The organism is Limnobacter sp. CACIAM 66H1, assembly GCF_001601825.1.
Classification (GTDB): domain Bacteria; phylum Pseudomonadota; class Gammaproteobacteria; order Burkholderiales; family Burkholderiaceae_B; genus Limnobacter.
Map to the genome: position 1 here is coordinate 44208 of NZ_LUJK01000008.1, position 23946 is coordinate 68153.

Annotated in this window: 24 protein-coding genes; 17 read left to right on the forward strand and 7 right to left on the reverse strand. The window is 51.6% G+C overall.

What is annotated here, in order from left to right; translation table 11 throughout:
* Positions 1-266 precede the first annotated feature (266 nt).
* A complete protein-coding gene (locus tag A0129_RS04005; RefSeq protein WP_275271504.1) occupies positions 267-689 on the forward strand; it encodes an OsmC family protein in 423 nt (140 codons plus the stop codon).
* Here A0129_RS04005 and coq7 read toward each other — a convergent pair.
* Complete coding sequence (gene coq7 / locus A0129_RS04010) at positions 686-1372, reverse strand: 2-polyprenyl-3-methyl-6-methoxy-1,4-benzoquinone monooxygenase (RefSeq protein WP_291712618.1); 687 nt, start codon at positions 1370-1372, stop codon at positions 686-688. The two genes, A0129_RS04005 and coq7, sit on opposite strands and share 4 nt — an antisense overlap.
* A gap of 161 nt (positions 1373-1533) precedes the next feature.
* Here coq7 and miaB point away from each other — a divergent pair, with 161 nt between their 5' ends.
* The 14 genes from miaB (at position 1534) to A0129_RS04080 (ending at position 14385) form a co-directional block, all read left to right on the forward strand.
* The gene (gene miaB / locus A0129_RS04015; protein WP_291712619.1) at positions 1534-2877 is read left to right on the forward strand and encodes a tRNA (N6-isopentenyl adenosine(37)-C2)-methylthiotransferase MiaB; all 1344 of its coding nucleotides are present in this window, start codon (positions 1534-1536) and stop codon (positions 2875-2877) included.
* A 62-nt stretch (positions 2878-2939) separates the two neighbouring features.
* The gene (locus tag A0129_RS04020) at positions 2940-3854 is read left to right on the forward strand and encodes an HlyC/CorC family transporter (RefSeq protein ID WP_291712621.1); all 915 of its coding nucleotides are present in this window, start codon (positions 2940-2942) and stop codon (positions 3852-3854) included.
* Positions 3854-5404 (forward strand): apolipoprotein N-acyltransferase, encoded by a 1551-nt coding sequence (gene lnt / locus A0129_RS04025; RefSeq protein ID WP_291712623.1) that lies wholly within the window; start codon positions 3854-3856, stop codon positions 5402-5404. The genes A0129_RS04020 and lnt overlap by 1 nt, the downstream gene beginning before the upstream one ends.
* 12 nt (positions 5405-5416) lie before the next feature.
* Positions 5417-6541 (forward strand): bifunctional 3,4-dihydroxy-2-butanone-4-phosphate synthase/GTP cyclohydrolase II, encoded by a 1125-nt coding sequence (ribBA, locus tag A0129_RS04030; RefSeq protein ID WP_291712625.1) that lies wholly within the window; start codon positions 5417-5419, stop codon positions 6539-6541.
* The gene (gene ribH, locus A0129_RS04035) at positions 6538-7044 is read left to right on the forward strand and encodes a 6,7-dimethyl-8-ribityllumazine synthase (RefSeq protein ID WP_138518661.1); all 507 of its coding nucleotides are present in this window, start codon (positions 6538-6540) and stop codon (positions 7042-7044) included. The genes ribBA and ribH overlap by 4 nt, the downstream gene beginning before the upstream one ends.
* A complete protein-coding gene (nusB, locus tag A0129_RS04040; protein WP_291712627.1) occupies positions 7037-7525 on the forward strand; it encodes a transcription antitermination factor NusB in 489 nt (162 codons plus the stop codon). The genes ribH and nusB overlap by 8 nt, the downstream gene beginning before the upstream one ends.
* A gap of 15 nt (positions 7526-7540) precedes the next feature.
* Entirely contained in the window at positions 7541-8617 is a 1077-nt protein-coding gene (thiL, locus tag A0129_RS04045; protein ID WP_291712629.1) for a thiamine-phosphate kinase, read from the forward strand.
* Positions 8618-8652: 35 nt separating this feature from the next.
* Positions 8653-9120 (forward strand): phosphatidylglycerophosphatase A, encoded by a 468-nt coding sequence (locus A0129_RS04050; protein ID WP_291712630.1) that lies wholly within the window; start codon positions 8653-8655, stop codon positions 9118-9120.
* A 31-nt stretch (positions 9121-9151) separates the two neighbouring features.
* Positions 9152-9649, forward strand: coding sequence for a CinA family protein (locus A0129_RS04055; RefSeq protein WP_105027025.1), 498 nt, complete (start codon positions 9152-9154; stop codon positions 9647-9649).
* A gap of 62 nt (positions 9650-9711) precedes the next feature.
* Positions 9712-10788 (forward strand): recombinase RecA, encoded by a 1077-nt coding sequence (recA, locus tag A0129_RS04060; protein WP_291712632.1) that lies wholly within the window; start codon positions 9712-9714, stop codon positions 10786-10788.
* A 70-nt stretch (positions 10789-10858) separates the two neighbouring features.
* Complete coding sequence (locus tag A0129_RS04065; RefSeq protein WP_291712634.1) at positions 10859-11359, forward strand: regulatory protein RecX; 501 nt, start codon at positions 10859-10861, stop codon at positions 11357-11359.
* A 268-nt stretch (positions 11360-11627) separates the two neighbouring features.
* Positions 11628-12794 (forward strand): ADP-forming succinate--CoA ligase subunit beta, encoded by a 1167-nt coding sequence (gene sucC / locus A0129_RS04070; RefSeq protein WP_291712636.1) that lies wholly within the window; start codon positions 11628-11630, stop codon positions 12792-12794.
* Between the two features lie 53 nt (positions 12795-12847).
* Positions 12848-13735 carry a succinate--CoA ligase subunit alpha gene (sucD, locus tag A0129_RS04075; RefSeq protein WP_008252667.1) on the forward strand — a complete coding sequence of 296 codons (888 nt, stop codon included), beginning with the start codon at positions 12848-12850 and terminating at the stop codon, positions 13733-13735.
* Positions 13736-13881: 146 nt separating this feature from the next.
* Complete coding sequence (locus A0129_RS04080) at positions 13882-14385, forward strand: pilin (RefSeq protein ID WP_291712638.1); 504 nt, start codon at positions 13882-13884, stop codon at positions 14383-14385.
* A 3-nt stretch (positions 14386-14388) separates the two neighbouring features.
* Here the strand turns inward: A0129_RS04080 and moaC are convergent, their stop codons facing one another.
* Positions 14389-14859 carry a cyclic pyranopterin monophosphate synthase MoaC gene (gene moaC, locus A0129_RS04085; RefSeq protein WP_291712640.1) on the reverse strand — a complete coding sequence of 157 codons (471 nt, stop codon included), beginning with the start codon at positions 14857-14859 and terminating at the stop codon, positions 14389-14391.
* 167 nt (positions 14860-15026) lie between these two features.
* Here moaC and A0129_RS04090 point away from each other — a divergent pair, with 167 nt between their 5' ends.
* Positions 15027-16622 carry a M48 family metallopeptidase gene (locus tag A0129_RS04090; RefSeq protein WP_291712642.1) on the forward strand — a complete coding sequence of 532 codons (1596 nt, stop codon included), beginning with the start codon at positions 15027-15029 and terminating at the stop codon, positions 16620-16622.
* A gap of 57 nt (positions 16623-16679) precedes the next feature.
* On the opposite strand, the gene A0129_RS04095 is transcribed toward A0129_RS04090, so the two are convergent.
* The 4 genes from A0129_RS04095 to A0129_RS04110 are packed head-to-tail and all read right to left on the reverse strand — an operon-like array spanning position 16680 to position 21548.
* Positions 16680-17654: a class 1 fructose-bisphosphatase gene (locus tag A0129_RS04095; protein ID WP_291712644.1), complete on the reverse strand. Its 975-nt coding sequence runs from the start codon at positions 17652-17654 to the stop codon at positions 16680-16682.
* A 24-nt stretch (positions 17655-17678) separates the two neighbouring features.
* Positions 17679-20393, reverse strand: coding sequence for an aminopeptidase N (gene pepN, locus A0129_RS04100; protein ID WP_291712646.1), 2715 nt, complete (start codon positions 20391-20393; stop codon positions 17679-17681).
* 46 nt (positions 20394-20439) lie between these two features.
* A complete protein-coding gene (locus tag A0129_RS04105; RefSeq protein WP_291712648.1) occupies positions 20440-21042 on the reverse strand; it encodes a hypothetical protein in 603 nt (200 codons plus the stop codon).
* A gap of 20 nt (positions 21043-21062) precedes the next feature.
* Positions 21063-21548, reverse strand: a complete 486-nt coding sequence (locus tag A0129_RS04110) for a YajQ family cyclic di-GMP-binding protein (protein ID WP_291712650.1) — start codon at positions 21546-21548, stop codon at positions 21063-21065.
* A 51-nt stretch (positions 21549-21599) separates the two neighbouring features.
* On the opposite strand from A0129_RS04110, the gene murB reads away from it, so the two are divergent.
* Positions 21600-22625 carry a UDP-N-acetylmuramate dehydrogenase gene (gene murB / locus A0129_RS04115; RefSeq protein ID WP_291712652.1) on the forward strand — a complete coding sequence of 342 codons (1026 nt, stop codon included), beginning with the start codon at positions 21600-21602 and terminating at the stop codon, positions 22623-22625.
* A 58-nt stretch (positions 22626-22683) separates the two neighbouring features.
* Here murB and A0129_RS04120 read toward each other — a convergent pair whose 3' ends face one another.
* A complete protein-coding gene (locus tag A0129_RS04120) occupies positions 22684-23913 on the reverse strand; it encodes an argininosuccinate synthase (RefSeq protein WP_291712654.1) in 1230 nt (409 codons plus the stop codon).
* Between the last annotated feature and the right edge of the window lie 33 nt (positions 23914-23946).

Here is a 23946-nt window from a genome sequence, read left to right on the forward strand (position 1 = left end):
GGTTCATTCAAGTGACTACAATTCGAATTTTAGAGAGTTTTCTGTTGCGGCGCAAGAGTATGTTTTTGTTGTCCGAAAAAAGCAACTTATTCCACAATTCAAAAGTGGTTTAAAAAAATATAATAAAAACAATATCTTGCAAAGATTAATAGTGACTGACCGGTTATTTGTTAAGCGGAATTATTAAAATAGAGCAATTTTTCAACTTCTTTTCAACAAATATTGTGCAACGCATAATGAGTGATTAATCATAAATAAGGAGTTTTATGGAAGCCGAAGTTAGCTGGTCGGGGTTACCCGGCATGTCATTTGTAGCCACGACAGGCAGTGGACATATGTTGTGTATGGATGGTGCCCCGGACGGTGGCGGTAATAACCTGGCCCCTCGCCCTATGGAAGTGGTTTTGGCAGGCACCGGTGCCTGTACTGCCTATGATGTGGTGTTGATTTTGCGCAAAAGCGGTCAAGATATTCGCAATTGCAAGGTGAAAATGAGCGCCGAGCGGGCCGAAGAGGCGCCGAAGGTTTTCACCAAGATCAACTTTCATTTTCAGGTGATCGGGCGGGGGCTAAAGCCCAATTTGGTTGACCGCGCAATCAAGTTGTCTCATGAGAAGTACTGCTCAGCGTCCGCCATGCTTGGCAAAACAGCTGAGTTGGTGTTTACGCACGAAATTATCGAAGATTAAATTTTTTGTGCCAGTGTGGTCATGACCTTCGACATTGCGGTCATGGCCAGTTTCACTGGCATCGGCAAATTGTTAGCGCCTTGATCGATTGCAGTTTGCCCATGTTCAATCTCGTCCTGGCGCATCTGTTCCAGAATTGCCCTTGATTTCTGATCACCCGCGGGCAGTTTGCCCAAGTGGTCATTCAAGTGCTTTTCAACCTGCCTCTCGGTCTCAGCCATGAAACCGAGGCTCACTTTGTCGCCCAGTGTGCCCGCGACAAATCCCAAAGCAAATGCACCACCGTACCAAAATGGGTTCAACAGACTGGGACGCGCACCCAGTTGGTCCAGGCGCTCTTGGGTCCATGCCAGGTGGTCGGCTTCCTCTTTGGCAGCGTGATCAAACAAAGCCTTTTTTTCAGGGTCCTTGCTGGCCAGTGCCTGAGCCTGATAAAGCGCCTGTGCGCAGATTTCCCCCACGTGGTTTACACGCATCAGGCCAATTACCTGTTCTTTGTCTGAATCGCTGAGTTGCTCTACCGGCCAGGTTTGTCCGGCTGGGTTGGGCCGTTGTGCCACAGGCGTTGCGGCCAAAGTTTTCAATGCTTTGTCCAGTTCGCCAATGACTGCATCCAGAGAAGGCAGCTTCGGGAGGCTTGGAAAGCCGGGAAGGCCAGTAAAGCGGGGAGGTTGATTTGGCATTACTACGCACCAATCCTGAGTTTTTTCAATGAAGTCTTCATTTTAGCAAGGGATGCAAGTAAAATCCGCGTCAACGCGCAACGAATTACAACGTCCCCGTGTTGCCTCCTGTTTCAATTCTGAAACCGGCCTGCTTCATGGTGGCATATTTTAGGCAAACCATGACTTCCAAGAAAAAGCTCTTCATCAAAACCTTTGGCTGCCAGATGAATGAGTATGACTCCGACAAAATGGCTGATGTGCTGGGTAGCTCTGATGGAGTAGAGCGGACAAATACCCCGGATGATGCAGACATTATTCTGTTTAACACCTGTTCGGTGCGAGAGAAAGCGCAGGAAAAGGTGTTTAGCGACCTGGGCCGTGTCAAACACCTGAAAAAATCCAACCCCAACCTGATTATTGGCGTTGGGGGTTGCGTGGCCAGTCAGGAAGGTAAGGCAATTGTAGAGCGCGCTCCTTATGTGGATGTGGTATTTGGTCCTCAGACTTTGCACCGATTGCCGCAATTGATCAGGCAGCGTCGGGATACACACCGACCGCAGGTGGACATTTCTTTTCCTGAAATCGAGAAGTTTGACAATTTGCCACTGGCCAAAAACACAGGCGCCACCGCGTTTGTGTCTATTATGGAAGGCTGCAGCAAGTATTGCAGTTTCTGCGTGGTCCCCTACACACGCGGTGAAGAGATTTCCCGCCCGTTCGAGGACGTACTGATGGAAATTGCTGATTTGGCTGATCAGGGTGTTCGAGAAATCAACTTGCTTGGGCAAAACGTGAATGCTTATCGCGGGAGAATGGGCGATACAAACGAGATAGCCGATTTTGCCCTGCTGCTTGAATACGTGTCTGAAGTGCCGGGGGTGGAGCGCATTCGTTTTACCACCTCGCACCCCAAAGAGTTCGGCCCGCGCCTGATTGAAGCCTTTGCAAAGCTGCCCAAGCTGGTAGATCACCTTCATTTGCCTGTTCAAGCGGGTTCGGATCGCATTCTCGCGGCCATGAAACGGGGATACACCGCACTTGAATACAAGTCGATCATTCGTAAACTCCGAGAAATTCGTCCCAATATCTCGATGTCGTCCGATTTTATTGTCGGTTTTCCTGGTGAAACTGAAGCCGATTTCGAGAAAACGATGGATTTGATCAACGCAGTGGGCTTTGATACCTCGTTTTCTTTCGTGTACAGTCCTCGCCCTGGCACGCCTGCTGCTGACTTGGAGGACGGAGTAGACCAGATCACCAAGCTCAAGCGGCTGGCACGATTGCAGAAAACCATTCAGGATCACGCCACAAGCATTAGTCAATCAATGGTTGGAACACGCCAGAAGGTCTTGGTCGAAGGCCCATCCAGAAAAGACCCCACTGAATTGGCGGGCCGCACTGAGAATAACCGGGTAGTTAACTTTGCTGGTAGTGCCCGCATGGTAGGGCAAATTGTTGAGTTGGACATCGTCGAGGCCTATCCCAATTCATTGCGCGGGCAGGTGCCGATCATGGCTGCCTGATATCCGTCATTTTTTTCGGTTATCCTTGAGCCGTTATTGTTTACAGAGGTTCATCCTCCCGTATGTCAGAACCGAGTCCGTCGCAGGTCCCCAATAAAAAAGAACGGGGCCTGCTTGAACGCCTTTCCTCGTTGCTACTTCGTGAGCCTGAGGACAGGGAGCAACTCTTGGAAGTGTTGCAACAGGCCCATGAAAGAAACCTACTGGACGCCGATGCACTCTCAATGATTGAGGGTGTCATGCAGGTAAGTGACCTTTCTGCGGGCGACATCATGGTGCCCCGCGCGCAGATGGATGCGATCAACGCGGAAGACTCCATCGACCAAATCGTGGCTTTCGCAGTGGAAAAAGCACATTCCCGTTTCCCTGTGTACGAGGGTGAGCGGGACAATGTAATCGGTGTATTGCTGGCCAAAGACCTGCTGCGCATTCATGCCAATTCGGAAGTCAATTTGCGCGACATGCTGCGCCCTGCAGTGTTTATTCCCGAGAGTAAACGCCTGAACGTATTGCTCCATGATTTTCGCCTGAACCGAAATCACATTCCGCTGGTGGTTGATGAATATGGTGGCGTGGCTGGCTTGGTCACAATCGAAGATGTACTTGAGCAAATTGTGGGCGACATTGAAGACGAATATGACTTTGATGAAGAAGCTGACAATATCGTGAGCCTCGGCGGGGACCAATTGGGTTTATACCGCGTCAAGGCGCTGACGACGATTGAACAGTTCAATGACACATTCGGAACCGCGTTTTCAAACGAACATGCCGATACTCTTGGGGGCTTGTTAACCGACGAACTGGCCCGTCTGCCTGTGCGTGGTGATGTAGTTGAGTTACCGCCTTTTCGTTTTGAAGTACTGCGTGCCGACGCCAGACAAGTTCACTTGCTTCGTGTTCAGAAAATTGAACCCGCACCCGACGATATAGATACCCATTCATCGACCGAGAACGCTGACTCCGACAGGCCCAATTGATGTACTCCTTTTTTGCTGGTGCGCTCTTGGGAGTGCCTTGGGTGTTGTCATTTGCCCCCCATTCACTTTGGTGGCTTGGTTTGCTGTTACTTGCCTTGTTGCCTTTTGTCGCACGGAAAACCGGTAAACCTTGGCTTGTAGGTTTGGCATTTGGATGGTCGGCATATGGCTTCGGTGTGTCATGGTTGCACATCAGCCTGCACACTTATGGCGGTTTGCCCTCCATGCTGGCTTGGGTCGCGGTCGCAGCTTTTACCCTTTACCTCGCAGTATTCCCTGCGCTGGCTTTGTGGTTATACGATCGCTTCGCCACTCTGGAGGCTGAATCGCTGCCAGGTGCGGCGTTCAACGCCTCGCTTTGGGCTGCATTGTGGACTTTTTTCGAGTGGGCCCGGGGCACATTCATGACTGGTTTCGCATGGCTTGGGCTGGGCGATGCTCTTGTGGATTCTCCTTTTGCCAACCTGTTGCCTTGGTTGGGGAGTTACGGCAGTTTGTTTGTCTTGATGCTGTTTGCTCACCTTCTCCTGTCTGTTGCTTTCAAGCGCCGGCTTAACACTATGCTGGCTGCCGCAGCAGTGCTGGGCAGTTTGCTGGTGTTGGTACAGGTTCCTGTCAAAACCCAAATTGCGAGTCCGCTGAGTGTAGTTGGTGTTCAAACCAATGTTGATCAAAGTATCAAGTTTGATCCTGATCTGATTGTGTCCAACATGCAAAAAGCATTTGCCTTGGGGGAACTGGCCAAGGAGCAGCTGGCGAATCAGGGGGGCGGTTTGCTAGTTTTTCCAGAAACCGTGAATCCATTGGTATGGACCGACACACCGGTTGAATGGCGTACCACCTTTCGTGATTTTGCTACCCCGGGCGAGACAACAGTGATCATGGGGTCGGCCATTCAAGAGGGGTCGCAGTATTTCAATTCAATCGTGATGTTTCAAGGTGATGAATCACTGGAGGCGCTTGAGGTGCCTGAAACACGCCACGACAAAAGGCATCTGGTGCCGTTTGGTGAGTTTATTCCGCTTGGCTTCAAGTGGTTTGTGGCGATGTTGAACATGCCCATGGGAGAGTTCACCTCTGGCTCGGGGCCGCTAAAACCCTTTTTGGTCAATGGCAACGCTCTAGCCTCCACCGTGTGTTACGAAGATATTTTTAGCGGTGAGTTTGCCGGGCTGGTCGCCAATTCCACCCAAGAGCCCTCCATTTTTGTGAATTTGAGCAATCTTGCGTGGTTTGGCCAGTCTTGGGCGCTTGATCAGCATGCCCAAATGGGGCGCACTCGGTCGGCTGAACATCGCAAGCCAGGATTGCGCGTCACCAACACAGGTGTTTCAGGCATTGTGAACGAGCAGGGGCAATGGATCTACCGTGTTGAACCTGGGCAGGCTCTGCTGTGGTCGGGCCAAATCGAAGGCCGATTGGGGCAAACCTTCTTTGCAAAGTGGGGCGATCGCCTGTGGTTTTCAATTTGGGGAGTAGTCCTTCTACTGCTGTGCGTGCGTGAATGGCGCTTGAGGGCTTACAATAGAGCCCATTCAATCAATCCGTAAAGTTTAAAAGCCATGTCAATCAGTCCAGTCAACGAAATCGTTGAAGAAATGCGTGCCGGTCGCATGGTCATTCTCGTTGACGAGGAAGACCGTGAAAACGAGGGTGATCTCGTGCTGGCCGCCGACTTTGTTACGCCAGAGGCCATCAATTTCATGGCCAAGTATGGTCGTGGTCTCATTTGCCTGACATTGACCGAGGCCCGCTGCCGCGAGCTTGGTTTGCGTCCTATGGTTGCAGCCAACGGCTCCTCTCACGGTACCAATTTCACCGTCTCCATCGAAGCAGCGGAAGGTGTGTCCACAGGTATTTCTGCGGCCGATCGGTCCCACACCATTCGTATCGCGGTGAACAAGAACTCCAAGCCAGAAGACCTGGTACAACCTGGTCATGTTTTTCCCCTGACCGCGGTAAATGGTGGGGTACTCATGCGAGCTGGTCATACCGAAGCGGGTTGCGATCTGGCTGCCATGGCTGGCCTTAGTCCTGCCTCCGTCATTTGTGAAATCATGAAAGACGATGGCACCATGGCCCGGTTGCCTGATTTGGTGGAGTTTGCCAAAGAACACAACTTGAAGATCGGCACCATCGCGGATCTTATTCAGTACCGCAGCACCAAAGAGTCACTGATCGAGCGCATGCACGAACGTGTCATTGACACCGTGCAGGGCCGGTTCAAATGTATTTCTTTCCGCGACAAGCCCACAGGCAGCGCACACTTTGCCCTGGTGTATGGCCAATTGAACCCGGACACTGAGGCTTTGGTGCGAGTCCATGAACCCACCTCACTAATCGATTTTCTCGAAGTGAATTTGTCAGAACACTCCTTTTCAATTCCTGCCGCCATGAAAAAAGTAGTGGACGAGGGAGCGGGCGTTATTGTGCTTCTGAACTGTGATGTGTCCTCAGACCGTTTGTTGGGGCAGTTCGCTTCGCTTGACGACATCGAACAGCGCGGTACAACCGCTCGCAAAGGCGCGGGATCCAACCCTGACTTGCGTACCTATGGTATCGGGGCGCAAATATTGCGCGACCTGGGTGTGAACAAAATGAAATTGCTGTCCCGACCACGGAAAATGCCAAGCATGACCGGGTTTGATTTGGAAGTATCAGGTTATGTCAACGGAGAAACGAAATGAGCAACAGTCCAGGAAGTGTGCCTGCTAATTTGAACGGCGATGGCATTCGTGTGGGTGTGGTTCAGGCCCGCTTCAACGAAGAAATTACCAATGGCCTTTGGGCCGCCTGTTGCAGCGAATTGCTGCGCTTGGGCGTGTTGAATGAAGACATTCTGCACATTACGGTGCCTGGTGCGATGGAAATTCCAATCGCTTTGCAGCGTTTGGCATTCTCAGGCGAGTTTGATGCACTGATCGCCTTGGGTGCCGTGATCAAGGGCGACACCTACCATTTTGAGATTGTGTGTGGAGAAAGCGCTCGCGGCATTTCAAGCGTCGCCTTGGCTCACGATGTGCCGGTAGTCAACATGGTGTTGACTACCTACACCGAGGACCAAGCCATAGAGCGAATCGAGGACAAAGGTGTCGATGCGGCTCGTTGTGCAGTGGAAATGGGTAATTTGATGATGACGCTGGATGACAATTTACCTGGCGCAGATGATGAGGAAGAAGACGATGAGTGAAGCCAGCAAGCCCGATTCGGGCAAAAGGCAAGGGCACACTCGCAACGCTCGCCGTCGATCTCGTGAATTGGCTTTGCAGGGTTTGTATCAGTGGTTTTTAAATCCCACAGAAGTGGGTGAAGTGGATGCGCACATTCGGGATGCTCCTGGTTTCGACAAGGCCGATCGGGAGCACTACGAATCTCTTTTGCATGGTTCGGTTCACCATCTGGAAGACTTGATGCACCAAATACAGCCATTTATCGACCGCCCGTGGGGCGAACTCAGTCCGGTTGAAAAAGCTGTGCTGGTGCTGGCCAGTCATGAAATGAATACGCACGTTGAAATTCCTTACCGAGTGGTGATCAACGAGGCTGTTGAGTTAACCAAAACTTTTGGCGGTACCGATGCGTTCAAATTCGTCAATGGTGTGCTTGATAAAGTGGCCGCCCAGGCGCGTGATTCCGAAATCAAGGCTCAGGCGAACAGTCAGTCCAGTTAATACTCAAGGGGCGTTTTGGAATTTGACCTGATTCATCGCTATTTCAAAACTCCTTTTGGCGAGCTTGCTCAGGCCAATCCCGACTCCGTGCTGCTTGGCATTGGCGATGACTGTGCCACTCTCCGGATCCTGCCCAATCACCATCTATTCACCTCCACCGACACCCTGGTGGAGGGCGTTCAGTTTTTTTCAGACGATCCATCCAGTGTCATAGGCTGGAAGGCCTTGGCCAGTAATTTGTCCGATCTCGCTGCCAGTGGGGCAAGTCCACTCGGCTTCACGCTCAATTTAAGTTTGCCCAAAATTGATGAAAACTGGCTGGCTGGCTTCTCAGCAGGTTTGCTCGACATCGCCACCCGTTTTAATTGCCCGTTGGTGGGTGGTGACACCACTTCAGCTGGCTCCAATCCATTGAAAACCCTGTCAATCACCGTGTTTGGCCAGGCACCTGCTTCTCACCTCGGGTTTAATCGGGCGCACGCGAAAATTGGTGAAGAAGTTTGGTTAAGTGGTACCCCCGGGCTTGCTCGCCTGGGGCTTTTGCTTGAATACCAAAGGCGAGGTCGCTTGGAGCAGCTGTGTAAGGGTCACGAGCTACCGCAGGTTCAGGCGTTGCTAGCGGCCATGCCGGCTCAGCTGCGGCAAATTGCTGTAAGTCAGCTTGGCATGCCAGTTCCGCGCATTGAACTTGGATTGCAGTTGCGTGGGCTTGCAAGCGCCTGCCTTGATCTGTCCGACGGTTTAAGTGGGGATTTGGCCCATATTTCCAATTCAAGCGGCGTGTCCGCCGTACTGTTTCAATCAAGCCTTGAGTCTATGTGGCGCAATTGTTGGCCTGAAATCGACCAGCATGCGGACGCTGCCCAATTGTTGAAAACGTTGCTTATGCAAACTTGGAGGGGTGGAGATGATTTTGAATTGTGCTGGACGGCTCATCCGAAGCATCACAGTGCAATACAATCGCTGGGAGATGACCTGACATGTGTGGGCGTCATCGAAACCGGACGCGAAATATGGGTGCAATCCCCCAGCGCAGGCCGCACGCGCGTGGCCAGCCTTTCTTATAATCATTTTGCCGAGGTCCCGAATTGAGTTTGCCCCACCGTTCAAGACCTGACTGGCGTTTTATGCTCTCCCATCCAGCGCACTTGATAGCCTTGGGCTTTGGTAGCGGTCTGGCCTGGATTTTGCCCGGTACTTTCGGCACATTAATGGGCTGGCTATTGTATGTTTGGCTGGATCCCTATTTGGCAACCAATCAGTGGATTTGGGTCATTGTGGGTGCTTTTGTTGCCGGTGCCTGGGCCTGTCAGATTGCCGGAAAGGCCCTGGGGGTTATCGATCACGGCGGGATTGTCTGGGATGAAATTGTGGCGATCTGGTTGGTGTTGTTTGTGGCCTCCAATCATTTTTCCAGTCCACTGGAACAATTGGCTTGCGTGGTCTTGTTCCGGTTTTTTGACATGGTGAAACCACCCCCAATCCGCTGGTTTGATCGCCACTGGAAAAATGGTTTTGGTGTAATGTTCGATGACATCGTTGCTGCTTTCATGACCTTGTTGGCTTTAGCGGTCTATTTGTATTTTTTGAAGTGAATTCAATTTTGAAAACGCTGAGAGGAGCCTCTTGAGTAATCCAGACCAAGCACTTTTGCTGCAAATTGCGGACATATTCAATGCATCGGCAGGCAAACTCGGTGTGGTCGAGTCTTGTACTGGGGGCGGGCTTGGCTCGGCATTGACTAGTCTACCCGGCTCTAGCGACTGGTTTGAAGGTGGGCTGATCACCTATTCAAACAAGGTCAAGATGAAGTCGGTTTACGTGCGCGAATCGACTTTGGAGCAGCACGGTGCAGTGAGTGAAGAATGTGTCAAGGAAATGGCCAATGGCGGCATGATTGCCTTGGGTGTGGACTGTTGCCTCTCGGTGTCAGGCATCGCCGGCCCGGGAGGTGGTTCGGCCGGTAAGCCAGTTGGCACGGTGTGGTTTGGTTTGGCCGTTCGGCACAAGTCGATTGAGGCTTTTCACCATGTTTTTGATGGTGATCGTGAGGCGGTTCGCCAACAGGCGGTACAAGCCGGGTTAACCATCCTGTCAAAAGTATCACTCAAAAAGGCTGTATAGATTTACAGTAAAAACTGTGCAATAATTCGAACATCGCAATCCAATTCAGTTGAAGGCAGACCATGGAAGATCTCAGAACCAAAAACCAATCCTCAGACAAAGTCAAAGCCCTGGCCGCCGCGCTCAGCCAAATCGAAAAGCAGTTTGGCAAGGGCAGTATCATGCGTTTTGGGGAAAACGAGATCATCGACGACATTCAGTCGGTCTCAACCGGTTCCTTGGGGCTTGATATTGCCTTGGGTATTGGTGGTCTGCCTCGCGGTCGAGTTGTCGAAATTTATGGTCCAGAATCCTCAGGTAAAACCACCCTGACTCTGCAGGTTATTGCTGAAATGCAAAAACTTGGCGGCACCTGTGCTTTTATTGATGCGGAACATGCGCTCGATGTCCAATACGCAGCCAAACTGGGCGTTAACTTGCCTGATTTATTGATTTCCCAGCCTGACACGGGTGAACAGGCTCTCGAGATTGTGGATGCTTTGGTTCGTTCCGGCTCTGTTGATTTGGTGATTGTGGACTCTGTGGCTGCCCTGACACCCAAAGCTGAAATTGAAGGTGACATGGGCGACTCTCTGCCCGGTCTTCAAGCCAGATTGATGAGTCAGGCCTTACGCAAATTAACTGCCAATATCAAGCGGACCAATTGTCTGGTTATTTTTATTAACCAAATTCGAATGAAAATCGGTGTGATGTTTGGTAGCCCAGAGACAACGACGGGGGGTAACGCCCTGAAGTTTTACTCCTCGGTCCGTCTGGACATTCGCCGAATTGGCTCCATCAAGAAGGGTGAGGAAGTTATTGGCAGCGAAACTCGCGTCAAGGTGGTCAAGAACAAGGTAAGTCCTCCTTTTAAGCAGGCTGAATTCGATATTTTGTACGGTCAGGGTACTTCCCGCGAAGGAGAGATTGTTGACTTGGGCGTTTTGCATGGTTTTGTCGACAAGGCTGGCGCCTGGTATTCCTACAACGGCGAGAAAATTGGTCAGGGCAAAGACAATGCCCGCGATTTTTTGAAAGCCAATCCTGCGATGTCGGCTGAGATCGAAAATAAAATCCGAGAAAAACTGGGGGTACGTTTGCTTGAAGAGGCCTCAACCCCAGTGACCAAGAAGAAGAATGAAGTCGAAGACGCCGAGTAAGTTACCAATCAAGTCGCCCATTAAGTCAAATGGGCGTTCATTCGGAGGTACTACGGGCTCTAGCAAGCCCGTGGTTTCCGCCAAGTCCAAGGCTGTCGCCTTGCTTGCCCGCAGGGAACACAGCAAAACTGAGCTTCGATCCAAGTTATTGCAACGTGGTTACGAGCCCAGTGAAGTGGAGGAGGCCATTGAATGGACAACTTCGCACCAATTTCAATCCGATGAGCGTTTCAAACTCAGCCTGTTTCGCAGGCGAGCCCCAACCTTTGGAGATCGTGCAATTGCTGCCGAATTAGGGCAACACGGCTTGGGCGATGTCAAATCGCTCTCGCATGACGATTCTGAAACCCAAATCTTGAACAGTGAAGAAGACCGAGCGTTTGAGTGGATAAAGCGTAGGCAACTTTCAAGTCTGGACAGCCTCTTTGGTTCCGATTCGCCGGTCGACCAAGCTGAATTGTTGGTTTTGAAGTCCAAGGTTTATCGCGGCCTCTCCGCCCGTGGGTTTGAATTTGTCAACATTGAGCGCGCCTGGCGGCGCATTCTAGCTGAGTTCAAATCCAATGCGTGATATCATTCTTCCCGGCTTATGTGTTTCCATAGAAGTGATAGTCTAGTTAAATAACGAAGCGTTATTCAACGACACAAGAAGCAAAGAAAGAGATGGATAAAAAACCTTCACAGCATGCCCGGCATGCCTCATCCTTGCCTCGGCTTTACGTCCGAGAACCCGCTTGCGCTGTCACGCGAAAAAACACTCTCCACTTTAAAATGTTGTCAGTTCAGTCGCCTTGTTGCGTCTAGCCGATGTGCATTAACTTTCCCAGCAAGGAATTCAAATGAAGATTCACGAGTATCAAGGCAAGGAAATTCTGAAGAAGTATGGTGTTGCTGTTCCTACCGGCTACCCCTGTTTTTCAATCGACGAGGCGATTGCAGCCGCGGAAAAATTGGGAGGCCCGGTTTGGGTGGTGAAGGCGCAGATTCACGCAGGTGGTCGCGGCAAAGGCGGTGGCGTGAAAGTGGCCAAAAGCATGGCTGATGTTAAAACTTATGCCAGCCAAATTTTGGGCATGCAGTTGATCACCCATCAAACTGGCCCGGAAGGCCAGAAAGTCAGCCGTTTGCTGGTTGAGGAAGGGGCCGACATCAAAAAAGAATATTACGTTGGCATGGTGGTTGACCGCGTTACCCAGCGTGTCTGCGTCATGGCATCCAGTGAAGGCGGGATGGAAATTGAAGAGGTGGCGGAACACACCCCGGAATTGATTCACAAAGTGTACGTCGATCCGGTTGCGGGGCTTACTGACGCGGAAGCTGACGATTTGGCAGTGAAGATTGGCATCCCAGCGGCCTCGGTTGCCAAGGCGCGAGTGGCGTTTCAAGGTCTGTACAAGGCATTTTGGGAAACTGATGCCAGCCTGGCCGAGATCAACCCACTGATCTTGACGGGTTCAGGGGACATCATCGCGCTGGATGCAAAGCTGAACTTCGATTCCAACGCGCTGCACCGCCATCCAGAAATCGTGGCCCTGCGTGATCTGGCAGAGGAAGATCCTGCGGAGATTGAAGCAAGCAAATTTGACCTTAGCTACATCAGCCTGGACGGAAACATTGGTTGCTTGGTGAATGGCGCCGGTTTGGCCATGGCGACCATGGATACCATCAAGTTGTTTGGCGGTGAGCCCGCCAACTTCCTGGATGTGGGCGGCGGTGCCACCACTGAAAAGGTGACGGAAGCTTTCAAAATCATGTTGAAAAACCCCAACCTGAAAGCCATTTTGGTGAATATTTTTGGCGGCATCATGCGTTGCGACGTGATTGCAGATGGCGTGGTAGCAGCATCAAAAGCTGTGGGTTTGTCGGTTCCTTTGGTTGTGCGCATGAAAGGCACCAACGAAGATTTGGGCAAGAAAATTTTGGCTGAATCTGGTTTGCCGATTATTGCAGCGAACACCATGGGTGAGGCTGCGCAAAAAGTGGTGGCTGCGACCAAGGGCGCCTAAGCGCTTGGTGCTCCATACCTGACAGCCATTCAACACGAAAAAGGATTTTCACAATGTCGATTCTCATTAATAAAGACACCAAGGTAATCACCCAAGGTATTACTGGTAAAACCGGTCAGTTTCACACGCGCATGTGCCGTGAATACGCCAATGGCAAGAACTGCTTTGTTGCAGGTGTAAACCCCAAGAAAGCTGGCGAAGATTTTGAGGGCGTTCCCATTTATGGCACTGTGGCCGATGCCAAAAAACAGACCGGTGCCAACGCATCCGTGATTTACGTTCCTCCCCCCTTTGCTGCGGCTGCCATTTGGGAGGCTGTAGAAGCTGATCTGGATTTGGTGATCTGTATCACTGAAGGTATTCCCGTTCGTGACATGATCGAGGTACGAGATCGCATGCGCAGGGAAGGGCGCAAAACCATCGTGGTGGGACCAAACTGCCCCGGTGTTATTACGCCTGATGAAATCAAGATTGGTATCATGCCCGGTCATATCCATAAAAAAGGACGTATCGGCGTGGTGTCTCGCTCCGGTACCCTAACCTATGAGGCAGTGGGCCAGTTGAGTGAGTTGGGCTTGGGTCAGTCCACAGCCGTGGGTATCGGTGGAGATCCCGTGAACGGACTGAAGCACATCGACGTGATGCGAATGTTCAATGACGATCCTGACACCGATGCCGTGGTCATGATTGGCGAAATTGGTGGTAGTGACGAAGAAGAGGCCGCCTTGTGGGTGAAGGACAACATGAAGAAACCCGTGGTTGGCTTCATCGCCGGTGTTACAGCACCCCCCGGAAAGCGGATGGGACACGCCGGCGCCATTATCTCTGGCGGTAAAGGGACCGCTCAGGAGAAGCTGGCCATTATGGAAGAGTGCGGTATTACCGTGACCAAAGACCCTTCCGTGATGGGCCAGTTGCTGAAGAAGGCTATCGGGGCCTGAGTAGTCAAGTCATGGTTCATTAAAAACCCCACCGTTCACTCAGAATGGTGGGGTTTTTCTTTGTAACCCTAGCGGGGGTTCTTCACGCAGACTGAACACCGAAGAATGGTTTTTCAATACCACTTTTCGATGTGAGGAATGCGACGATGAATACGCCACGAATTTTGATTGGAAGTAGGGTTTCGAAGGGTTTCACCCTCATTGAACTGATGATTGGCATTGCGATTATTGGCGTGCTGTCGGCAATTGCAATCCCGGCGTTTCAGGATTACTTGAATCGCTCCAAAGTCACTGAGTTAATGAATATTGCCCAGTCTTGCAAGGCAGGTATTATTGAATTCACAGCCACAACAAATGCATGGCCAGCTAACGCCGGCGATGCGGGTTGCCAGTCTAACGTTGCCGCACAGAGCCAGTATGCACGTCAACTGACTGTTGGTGCGAACGGTAGAATTCAAGTCACATTCCAGGCCAACACGGTAGCGGCGGGCATCGCTGACAACAATTTTATTGCCTTGATTCCCTTCACCGGTGGCGTAAGACATACCAACCCTTTGCAGCCAGTGGGTGAGTGGCGTTGCGTCACCAACGTTACCGCTGAGTTTCGGCGCTACTTACCCGCAGCTTGCCGCAACAACAACGTCAACTAAGATTTACCGACTGAAATCACTTTTGCCGCCGCGTTTCTCGACGAGTCTGGTTTGAGTCATGACCATGCCTTTGTCAATCGCTTTAAGCATGTCGTAAATGGTGAGAAGCCCTACCTGAACACCGGTCAGGGCTTCCATTTCCACCCCTGTTTTGCCCACGGTTTGCGCGGTGCAGGTGCAATGGACCTCGCACAGTTCATCGTTTAGTTCAAATTCAACTGCCAGTCGAGTCAGTGGAAGTGGGTGACACAATGGAATAAGATCAGAGGTGCGTTTTGCCCCCTGTATCGCGGCAATTCTGGCGACCCCCAACACATCGCCTTTCTTGGCGGTTCCCGCTTTTAAAGCAGCGTAGGCCTCATGCCCCAGCTGAATGGTGCCCGTGGCAACGGCTTTGCGTTCGGTTTCGGTTTTCCCGCCCACATCGACCATGTGTGCATTGCCTTCTTGGTCAAAGTGCGTAAGTCCGTTCATTGTATTAATCCCCTGCTGACTGATTTTCTTAACTTCATAGGTGCTGGTCGCATGGCCTGCCAGGCGTTTACCTAAATTTACCCAAGGAAAAGCCGTGCTACGCCCGAAGTTGATTGAACTTGTTTTTCATCGCGCTATCATACCCAGACTACCACCGTAAAAAGCCCATGATGCGTCTTGATTTTCGGAAAAGTGTTGCGAGTGTGCTGTGCAGTACCCTGCTGCTGTCGTCCATGCTGTCGCCGATCGCGCATGCGGATGGCTTGAATAACTTGCCAAGCTTGGGTGATGCGGGTGGGGCCGAGCTTTCTGTTCAGGATGAACGCCGATTGGGTGCCCTGATCATGAAAGATTATCGGGCTTTTGGCGCGGTGAATAATGATCTGGAGATCACTGCTTACATTAGCCGTTTGGGTAACAAGATCGTGCAAGCGGCGTCCGAATCTCCGTCCAATTTTGAGTTTTTTCTGGTCACCGACAAATCGGTGAATGCATTTGCCATGCCGGGTGGCTATATTGGCGTGCACACAGGGTTAATTGCGGCTTCCCAAACTGAATCCGAATTGGCATCCGTGTTGGCGCACGAGGTGGGGCACGTGACCCAACGCCACATTGCGCGCCGTTTTGGCCAACAAAAGCAAACCAGTCTCGTTGCCACAGCGGCCATGATCGCGGCCTTGCTAGTGGCGGGCTCCAATCCGCAGGCAGCGTCCGGTTTGATGGCCGCGGGTGCGGGCTACTCAATCGATCAACAGTTGGCGTTCTCTCGCGACGCTGAGCGTGAGGCCGATCGGGTCGGATTTTTGACACTTCAGCAAGCAGGTTTTGATACCCAAGGCATGGTGGATTTTTTTGGTCGTTTGCAAACTGCATCGCGCCTCTATGAAAACAATGCACCTTCTTATTTGCGTACTCACCCGTTAACCACCGAGCGAATTGCTGACATTCGTAACCGTGCAGGTCTGGAAAGCAGCTCAAACCGAAGTCAAGCCCAGTCAAGCCTTGAATTCGAGCTGATCCGGGTCAAGTCCATTGTGTTTGCGGAACGAAGCAACCAACAGTTGGCAGACCGTTTGCGAACATTTGAATCCCCCAATGAGCAAGAGGGTATTAAAGATCCAGTGGCGTTAATGTACGGCCGCTCGCTGGTCTTGAATTCCATGGGTCGAAAGCAGGAGGCTCTTGAAGCCAGTGAAAAGGCCATCGAGCGGTTTAAATCCGGGCAATCTGTGGTCAAGAAAACCGAGGTGCCCTTGCTGCTTCAAAGTCAACGTATGAGAATGGCCATGGATGTTAGCTTGCCGTTGGCCTCTGCACCTATGGACCAGCGTCCAGTTCGGGAGCGTTCGGCCTTGAATGCGCAGGAAAAAGCCACGCTTGGGCAACTGACTTCCTTGAGAAATGAATTTAGAAGTGAAATGTCCGTTCGTCTGCTGTATGCCGAAGGGTTACAGCGCTTGGGTTTGTTTAAGGAATCAGACGCTTACCTGAAAGAACTTTCCCAGGCCTATCGCTCTGTGCCCGAGGTTTTTGATTTGCTCGCCCAAAGTGCTTTGGCTTTACGAAAGCCGGCGGAACACCACATGGCCTTGGCTCAGTCTTACAACGCACGTCAAGCCTATCTGCCCGCGATTGAACAAGCTGAAATTGCCAAACGGTACGCGAGAGATAATTATTACTTGTTGGCCGAAATTGACGCCAAACAACGCGAATACAAACGCAAAGCTGACGCTGAGCGAGAATTCGCCAAGTTTGGCAACTAAGTTCGGCAACTAAGCTCTGAAACTAAGTTTGGCAATCAGCCAGCAAACGAAGCTGAGTTAATCCTTGTGATAATCACTGACTCGTTGTACTTCATTGGCCGAGCCCAGCATCACTGCGCAGCGCTGATGTAGCTCGCTCGGTTGTATGTCCAGAATACGCTGGGTTGCGTCGAAGCTTTTGCCGCCAGCTTGCTCTATTAGCATGCTCATCGGGTTGGCCTCATACATCAGGCGCAGCTTGCCAGGCTTGTTGGGGTCGCGCAGGTCTTTGGGGTACATGAAAATACCCCCCCGGGTCAATACTCGGTGCACATCGGCCACCATGGAGGCAATCCATCGCATGTTAAAGTCCTTGCCACGTACGCCGGTTTTTCCCTCCAGCAATTCAGTGATGTAACGCTGCACAGGTTTATACCAGTGGCGCTGGTTTGACATATTGATGGCGAATTCTTTGGTGTCTTCGGGCACATCCATACTTTCGCTGGTTTGGATGTACTGGCCAGCCTCGCGGTCGAGTGTAAACGCGACTACGCCTCGGCCAAATGTCAGTACCAACGAGGTTTGGGGGCCGTACACCACGTAACCTGCAGCCAGTTGCTCGGTGCCAGGTTGCAGGAAGCTTTCATTGGTAATTTCGCCAACGTCAGGATTGGGCAGAACTGAGAAAATGGTGCCGATCGACACGTTCACGTCGATATTGCTGGAGCCATCCAGCGGGTCGAACAGTACCAGGAAAGGGCGATCGGAGTGCCCAGGCACTGGCGAGCAATCGTCCAGTTCTTCCGAGGCCATACCCGCCACCACGCCGGTTGCAGCAAGTGCATCCAGAATCATGTCATTGGCAATAATATCGAGCTTCTTCTGAGTTTCACCTTGTACATTTTCTGAACCAGCACTACCCAATACGCCGCCTAGCGCTCCTTTGTGAACTGCGGCGGAAATGGATTGCGATACCTCAGCAATTGCCGAGATCAGCACACCCATGTGCGCATCCGCATTGTGTTCCAGGTATTGCGCCAAATTCATACTCATTGTCGTCCTCTGTTGAATTCAAAATTAGTGGGTTGAAGCGTCAAGCGCTTTGCCGATCACTTCCCGCGCATCGGCTGATAGTTTGTCGGTGTTGAATATACGTTCAAGTTGCAGGTGTGCCTTTTCCTGTAAGGCCGGTACCAGTTTGGTCCAACGGTCAAGCCCACGCGCCATCCTTGCGGCAACTTGAGGGTTAATCGTGTTGAGCTCAATGACCAGATCGGCCCACAGGGTATAACCTTCACCGGAGTGTGAGTGAAACACACTGGGGTTTTGCATCGCAAAAGCCGCCAAAAGCGAGCGAGCGCGATTTGGGTTCTTCAAGGTGAATGAAGGGTGCGTCAGCAGTTGGCGCACCGTTTGCAGAGTGTTCACGTTTTCATTGCTGGCAGGTACTGTGGCCTGCAACATAAACCATTTATCCACGGCCAGCGCTTCATTCTTGAAGCGTTCAAAAAAATCGGCCAGCTCGGGTGGGTTCTCTGCGCCGTTGTGGACAATATTGCTCAAGGCGGCCATCCTGTCGGTCATGTTGTTGGAGGCCGCATATTGAGCCTTTGCCACATTCAGTTCTTCATCCGCTCCTGCAGCCACCATATAGGCCAGCGCCACGTTTTTCAATGCACGTTGGCTGGCGGCCACCGCGTTGTAGCTGTAAGGTTGCCCTGTTAAACTGCGAGCATCATAGATCGCCTTGAAGTCTGCTCCGAAGGTACACGCCAACAAATCGCGCAAGGTGGTGCGTGCAAAATGCATCGCAACCGGGTCTACCAGTCCGTCGAATGCCTCCAGCAGTGTTCCCTCACCGGGCAATTGCAAGGCCAAGGCCAAGAAGCCGTCAGACAGCTGTTTGTCTTTCAGCAAGTTTTCCACAATTTGAATGGCGGCCTGGGTATTGGTGCCGTCGGTTTGTCCGCGCTGAAGGTAAATGTCCAGAATCGCTTTGCCGTAAATTTTTTGGCAGGCATCCCAACGATTGAATGGGTCATTGTCGTGACCCGCTAAAAAGATAAGGTCATCTGTAGTGTGTGCGGATTGCAGAATAACGGGTGCAGAAAAGCTGCGAAGCAGCGAGGGCACCACTGGTTTGTCCAACCCAGTGAACACGAATGTTTGCGTGAATTCGGTAAAGTCAAGTACATCGCCATGTAGTGCATTCGTATTGCTTTCCAGCTGCAAGGGCACATCGCGACCACTGGCTTTTTCTACAAAACCCAATTTCACAGGAATGTGAAAGGCGGGTTTGATCGCCTGGCCCGGCGTGGGGCGACAGTTTTGCTTCAACGTCAACACCAGTTGGCCGTTGGTTTGCGTCCAGCTTGCCGATACCTCTGGGGTGCCTGCCTGGGAATACCAATGGCGAAACTGCTTCAAATCCAGTTCCGGGTGGGCTTCCTGCAGGGCGGTTTCCATGGCGCCGACAAAATCTTCACAGGTCACAGCTTGGCCATCGTGACGTTCAAAATAAATTTGCATCCCGCGCTGAAACAATTGTTCACCCAGCAGCGTGTGCTGCATGCGAATAACCTCCGCGCCTTTCTCGTAGACAGTTACCGTGTAGAAATTATTAATTTCCTGATAACTGTCGGGTCGTATGGGATGCGCCATTGGGCCAGCGTCCTCAGGAAACTGCGCGGCGCGAAGCACTTTCACATCTTCAATCCGTTTCACCGCGCGTGCAGAATCTGCCTGCACTTCATCAAGCCCTTCGGCCATCATGTCTGCGGAAAACTCCTGGTCGCGAAATACAGTCAAGCCTTCTTTTAACGAGAGTTGAAACCAGTCCCGGCAGGTCACCCGGTTGCCTGTCCAGTTGTGAAAGTACTCATGGCCCACTACACTCTCCACGTTCTCGAAATCAACATCCGTGGCAAGTTCGGGGTTTGCAAAGACAAACTTGGTATTGAAAATATTCAAACCCTTGTTTTCCATGGCACCCATATTGAAATCGGCGGTGGCCACAATCATGAATCGGTCCAGGTCCAGGTCGAGGCCAAACCGTTCACGGTCCCAGTCAATCGACTTCTTCAAGCTTTGCATGGCAAAGTCGGTTTTATCCAGGTTGCCTGGCTCAACCCATACTTGCAACAATGCTGGCTTGCCGTTGCCTTTTTTCACTGTTTCTTCCTGGCACACAAAGCGACCGGCCACCAATGCAAACAGGTATGCGGGCTTGGGAAATGGGTCTTCCCAGCGAGTCATGTGCAAGCCTTCGCCCAGTTTCTTTTCTTCAATCAAGTTGCCATTGGACAAGCTGACCGGGTGAGTGGCCTCGTTGGCAATCAGCGTGACTGTGAACTGGCTAAGAACATCCGGACGATCCGGGAAATAGGTGATACGCCTGAAACCCTGAGCCTCGCATTGGGTAAAAAAATTGCCGTTGGAGACATACAAACCCTCAAGCCGGGTGTTTTGGTCGGGTTGAATGTAAACAGTAATTTCCAGAACGCCTTCGCGACCAGGGTTATGAATCGTCAGGCCTGTGAGGCTTTGAGTGTAGCGAGTGGCATCCAGCTTTTCACCATTCAGCAACACCTGATCCAGTTCAAGGTCTTCCCCATCCAGTTCAAGTGGAAGGTTGTCTGGGTTTGAATGGGCCCACACTTCAAATTCCAGGCGACTTGCCACCTTGGTGCGCGAAGGGTTCAGCGTGAACGTCAAATCGGTGCGACTTATTTTGTAGTTCGGCGCGGTGTAGTCCTTGCGATAAAAGGTGATGGGTGCTTGTGCGTCTCTCATGCCTGGAAATCCTCTTACTGCTGTGGTTACTGCTGGGTGGTGTCGCTCAGTGGTCGTGACCGCAATTTGGACCATGCTTGTGTTCATGTGCATGCGAGTGCCCATGATCGTGACCATGCCCATGGTCGTGGTCGTGGTCACAGCAATCGTGGTGTTTCAGTTCCGGCACCACAATTTCCAGCATGGGAGCGGTCAGTGTGCTGAATTTCAACTCAAAATGCTCAAGCATGTGCATGCATTCATGGCTTGCTACAACACGCGCGCCTTTTTCATTTAACTGAACCGGCCAAAAGTTAAGGCCTGCCACATGCAGAAATTCTTCGAAGCCTTGTTGACCACGTGCCACTTCGAAAAGCTCTTCTGGGGCAGCCGCCACAACGGCCCATTCATTGGTGTTTGACACCAGTTTGTCGCCCACCTCCACGGTGTCGTGCAAGTGGCAAATCAGGGTACTGCCGTCAGTTGCCTTAACATCATGTGGCACTTCCTGGCGTTCATCAAAAGTGAGCTCAATGGTTTTTGCGTTGCGAAGCAACACGGCGGCCACCTTGTGGTTGGCCTTTACTACTTTGTTGTACACCACATCGTGGTTGTGACCGCAATCCGGGCCGTGTTCATGTTCGTGATCGTGTGAATGGTCTGCGCTCATGGCGTGTCCTTCGATGTTGTTTAGTCGCGGAAGTTTTCGAAGCCCAAAGGTGTCTCCGTCACCTTCTGTTTCAGCAAGGCAATTGCACTTTGTAAATCATCGCGCTTTGCGCCTTGAATGCGAACCGTATCGCCCTGAATACTGGCCTGCACTTTCATTTTGCTGTCTTTGATTTCTTTCACGACCTGCTTGGCCAGGTCCTTGTCCAGTCCGCTTTTAACCGTCACGGTTTGCTTGATCTTGTCGCCAGAGATCTTTTCTTTTTTGTCAAATGTCAGAAAGCGTACATCTACGTTGCGCTTCGCACATTTGTTGCGAATAATCTCGGCGACCTGCTCCAATTTGAAGTCATCGTCGGCGTACACCATGATTGTGTTTTCGTTCAATTCAACTTTGGAATCAGACCCTTTGAAGTCAAAACGGGTACCAATTTCCTTATTCACCTGATCAACCGCATTGCGCAATTCGATCAAGTCTGGTTTGCAGACCACATCAAAAGACGGCATAGTTCATTCCTTCAAGCATAATGCCTCATTGTAATCGCTAGACCACCCCCTATGTCAGCCCTCACTGCCACCCACAGCGTTGATCTGCAACCCTTGCATACCTTTGGTTTGCCAGCCCGTGCCCGCGAGTTGCGTTTGTTGGCCAATCAAGAAGATCTGAGAGCTTTTGCCCGCATGAAGCGGGAAGGCCAGCCATTTTTGTTGCTGGGCGAGGGCAGCAATACGGTGTTCACCAGTCCACTGGTGGACGCAACGGTTTGGAAAGTCGCCTTAAAAGGGCGGCAGTATTTGGGTTGCGATGGTGTTTATCACCATGTGCGGGTATGGGCTGGCGAAAACTGGCACCAAACAGTCGAGTGGACTGTGGCCATGGGCTGGGGTGGGCTGGAGAATCTCGCCCTGATTCCTGGTTGTGTGGGTGCGAGCCCTGTTCAGAATATTGGAGCCTACGGGGTTGAACTCAGGGACCGCGTTTCAGCGGTGCACGCATTTGATCTGGATGTTCAAAAGGAATGCATTTTCAATCTGGATGAATGCGAGTTTGCATACCGTGACAGTGTTTTCAAGCATGCTGCGCAGGGACGGTATGTGATTACGGCAGTAGATTTTGCCTTACCCGTGCAGTGGCAGCCTGTGTTGGGGTATGGGGATGTGGCTCAGCGTGTGGCTGAATTGGGACCACTGACCCCCATGAATGTATTAAAGGCAGTCAGTACAATACGAACGCAGAAGCTACCAGACCCCGCCGTATTGGGTAACAGTGGCAGTTTTTTCAAGAATCCCATAGTTGACGCTGCACAAGCCAAGGCCCTTGTTCAGCAGTTCCCAAATTTGGTCAATTACCCTGCGGATGATGGCCTGGTCAAACTAGCAGCCGGGTGGTTGATCGAACAATGTGGGCTAAAGGGGTTTGTCCTGGGTGGTGTGGGTGTGTATACCAAACAAGCACTAATTCTCGTGAATTTGGGAAATGGGCAAGGCGCGGAGTTGTTGCAGCTGATTTCTCATATTCAGGCACAGGTTCAGACCCGGTTTGGTGTATTGCTCGAGTCGGAACCGAATTTGATCAATAAATAAAAAAACCGCCACCTGGTGGGTGGCGGTTTTCAAATTTGATACATCACAAATTGATCGCTCAGCCGCGCTTTAATTTGGCATTGGCTGCGATTCGCATACGCAAGGCATTCAGTTTGATGAAGCCACCGGCATCCGCCTGATTGTAGGCTCCGCCGTCCTCATCAAATGTCGCGATATTCTGATCGAACAACGAATCGGTCTTCGAGTCACGTGCAACGACAATCACGTTGCCCTTGTAAAGCTTCACACGTACCCAACCATTGACAGTGCTTTGGGTATGATCAATCAATGTTTGCAGGGCAACACGCTCGGGGGCCCACCAGTAGCCGTTGTAAATCATGCTGGCGTAGCGGGGCATCAAGTCGTCTTTCAGGTGAGCTACTTCGCGGTCCAAAGTAATTGATTCAATGGCGCGGTGCGCCTTCAGCATAATCGTACCGCCGGGGGTTTCATAACAGCCACGACTCTTCATCCCCACATAGCGGTTTTCCACCAGGTCAAGGCGACCAATACCATGCTTGCCGCCCAAGCGGTTCAGTTCTGTTAGCACAGTCGCAGGGCTCATCTTCTTGCCGTTCAGTGCAATGATGTCGCCTTTCTCATATTCAATGTCCAGGTACTCGGCTTCATCGGGTGCCGCCTCGGGGCTGACCGTCCAGCGCCACATGGCCTCTTCGGCCTCGGCGCTCGGGTTCTCCAGGTGGCGGCCTTCAAAGCTGATGTGCAGCAGGTTGGCGTCCATGGAATAGGGGGCTCCGCCTTTCTTGTGCTTCATGTCGATTTCAATGCCCGCGTCTTCGGCGTACTTCAGCAGTTTTTCTCGGCTCAGCAAATCCCATTCGCGCCATGGGGCAATGATTTTAACGCCTGGCATCAGGGCATAGGCGCCCAGCTCGAATCGAACCTGGTCATTGCCTTTGCCAGTTGCACCATGTGAAATCGCGTCTGCGCCGGTTTCACGCGCAATGTCGATCAGGCGTTTCGCAATCAATGGGCGAGCAATCGATGTTCCAAGAAGGTATTCACCCTCATACACGGTGTTGGCGCGGAACATAGGGAATACAAAATCGCGCACGAATTCTTCGCGCACGTCATCAATGTAGATGTTCTCGGGTTTAATGCCAAACTTCAATGCTTTCTGGCGTGCAGGTTCAAGCTCTTCACCTTGGCCCAAGTCGGCAGTGAAGGTCACGATTTCGCAACCATAAGTGTCTTGCAGCCATTTCAAAATGACTGAGGTGTCCAAACCGCCGGAATAGGCAAGTACTACTTTGTTGATGTCGCTCATGGTTCTCGATTCAAAAAGGTTGTAACAGGTCCG

Bases quoted from the DNA above. Each gene is read 5' to 3' on its own strand.
- ribBA (WP_291712625.1), top strand. From the start codon at position 5,417: ATGTCAATCAGTCCAGTCAACGAAATCGTTGAAGAAATGCGTGCCGGT.
- A0129_RS04020 (WP_291712621.1), top strand. From the start codon at position 2,940: ATGTCAGAACCGAGTCCGTCGCAGGTCCCCAATAAAAAAGAACGGGGC.
- sucC (WP_291712636.1), top strand. From the start codon at position 11,628: ATGAAGATTCACGAGTATCAAGGCAAGGAAATTCTGAAGAAGTATGGT.
- A0129_RS04050 (WP_291712630.1), top strand. From the start codon at position 8,653: ATGCTCTCCCATCCAGCGCACTTGATAGCCTTGGGCTTTGGTAGCGGT.
- pepN (WP_291712646.1), bottom strand. From the start codon at position 20,393: ATGAGAGACGCACAAGCACCCATCACCTTTTATCGCAAGGACTACACC.
- A0129_RS04095 (WP_291712644.1), bottom strand. From the start codon at position 17,654: ATGAGTATGAATTTGGCGCAATACCTGGAACACAATGCGGATGCGCAC.
- A0129_RS04105 (WP_291712648.1), bottom strand. From the start codon at position 21,042: ATGAGCGCAGACCATTCACACGATCACGAACATGAACACGGCCCGGAT.
- sucD (WP_008252667.1), top strand. From the start codon at position 12,848: ATGTCGATTCTCATTAATAAAGACACCAAGGTAATCACCCAAGGTATT.
- coq7 (WP_291712618.1), bottom strand. From the start codon at position 1,372: ATGCCAAATCAACCTCCCCGCTTTACTGGCCTTCCCGGCTTTCCAAGC.
- ribH (WP_138518661.1), top strand. From the start codon at position 6,538: ATGAGCAACAGTCCAGGAAGTGTGCCTGCTAATTTGAACGGCGATGGC.
- A0129_RS04080 (WP_291712638.1), top strand. From the start codon at position 13,882: ATGAATACGCCACGAATTTTGATTGGAAGTAGGGTTTCGAAGGGTTTC.
- moaC (WP_291712640.1), bottom strand. From the start codon at position 14,859: ATGAACGGACTTACGCACTTTGACCAAGAAGGCAATGCACACATGGTC.
- nusB (WP_291712627.1), top strand. From the start codon at position 7,037: ATGAGTGAAGCCAGCAAGCCCGATTCGGGCAAAAGGCAAGGGCACACT.
- A0129_RS04120 (WP_291712654.1), bottom strand. From the start codon at position 23,913: ATGAGCGACATCAACAAAGTAGTACTTGCCTATTCCGGCGGTTTGGAC.
- murB (WP_291712652.1), top strand. From the start codon at position 21,600: ATGTCAGCCCTCACTGCCACCCACAGCGTTGATCTGCAACCCTTGCAT.
- A0129_RS04110 (WP_291712650.1), bottom strand. From the start codon at position 21,548: ATGCCGTCTTTTGATGTGGTCTGCAAACCAGACTTGATCGAATTGCGC.
- A0129_RS04090 (WP_291712642.1), top strand. From the start codon at position 15,027: ATGATGCGTCTTGATTTTCGGAAAAGTGTTGCGAGTGTGCTGTGCAGT.
- miaB (WP_291712619.1), top strand. From the start codon at position 1,534: ATGACTTCCAAGAAAAAGCTCTTCATCAAAACCTTTGGCTGCCAGATG.
- recA (WP_291712632.1), top strand. From the start codon at position 9,712: ATGGAAGATCTCAGAACCAAAAACCAATCCTCAGACAAAGTCAAAGCC.
- lnt (WP_291712623.1), top strand. From the start codon at position 3,854: ATGTACTCCTTTTTTGCTGGTGCGCTCTTGGGAGTGCCTTGGGTGTTG.
- A0129_RS04005 (WP_275271504.1), top strand. From the start codon at position 267: ATGGAAGCCGAAGTTAGCTGGTCGGGGTTACCCGGCATGTCATTTGTA.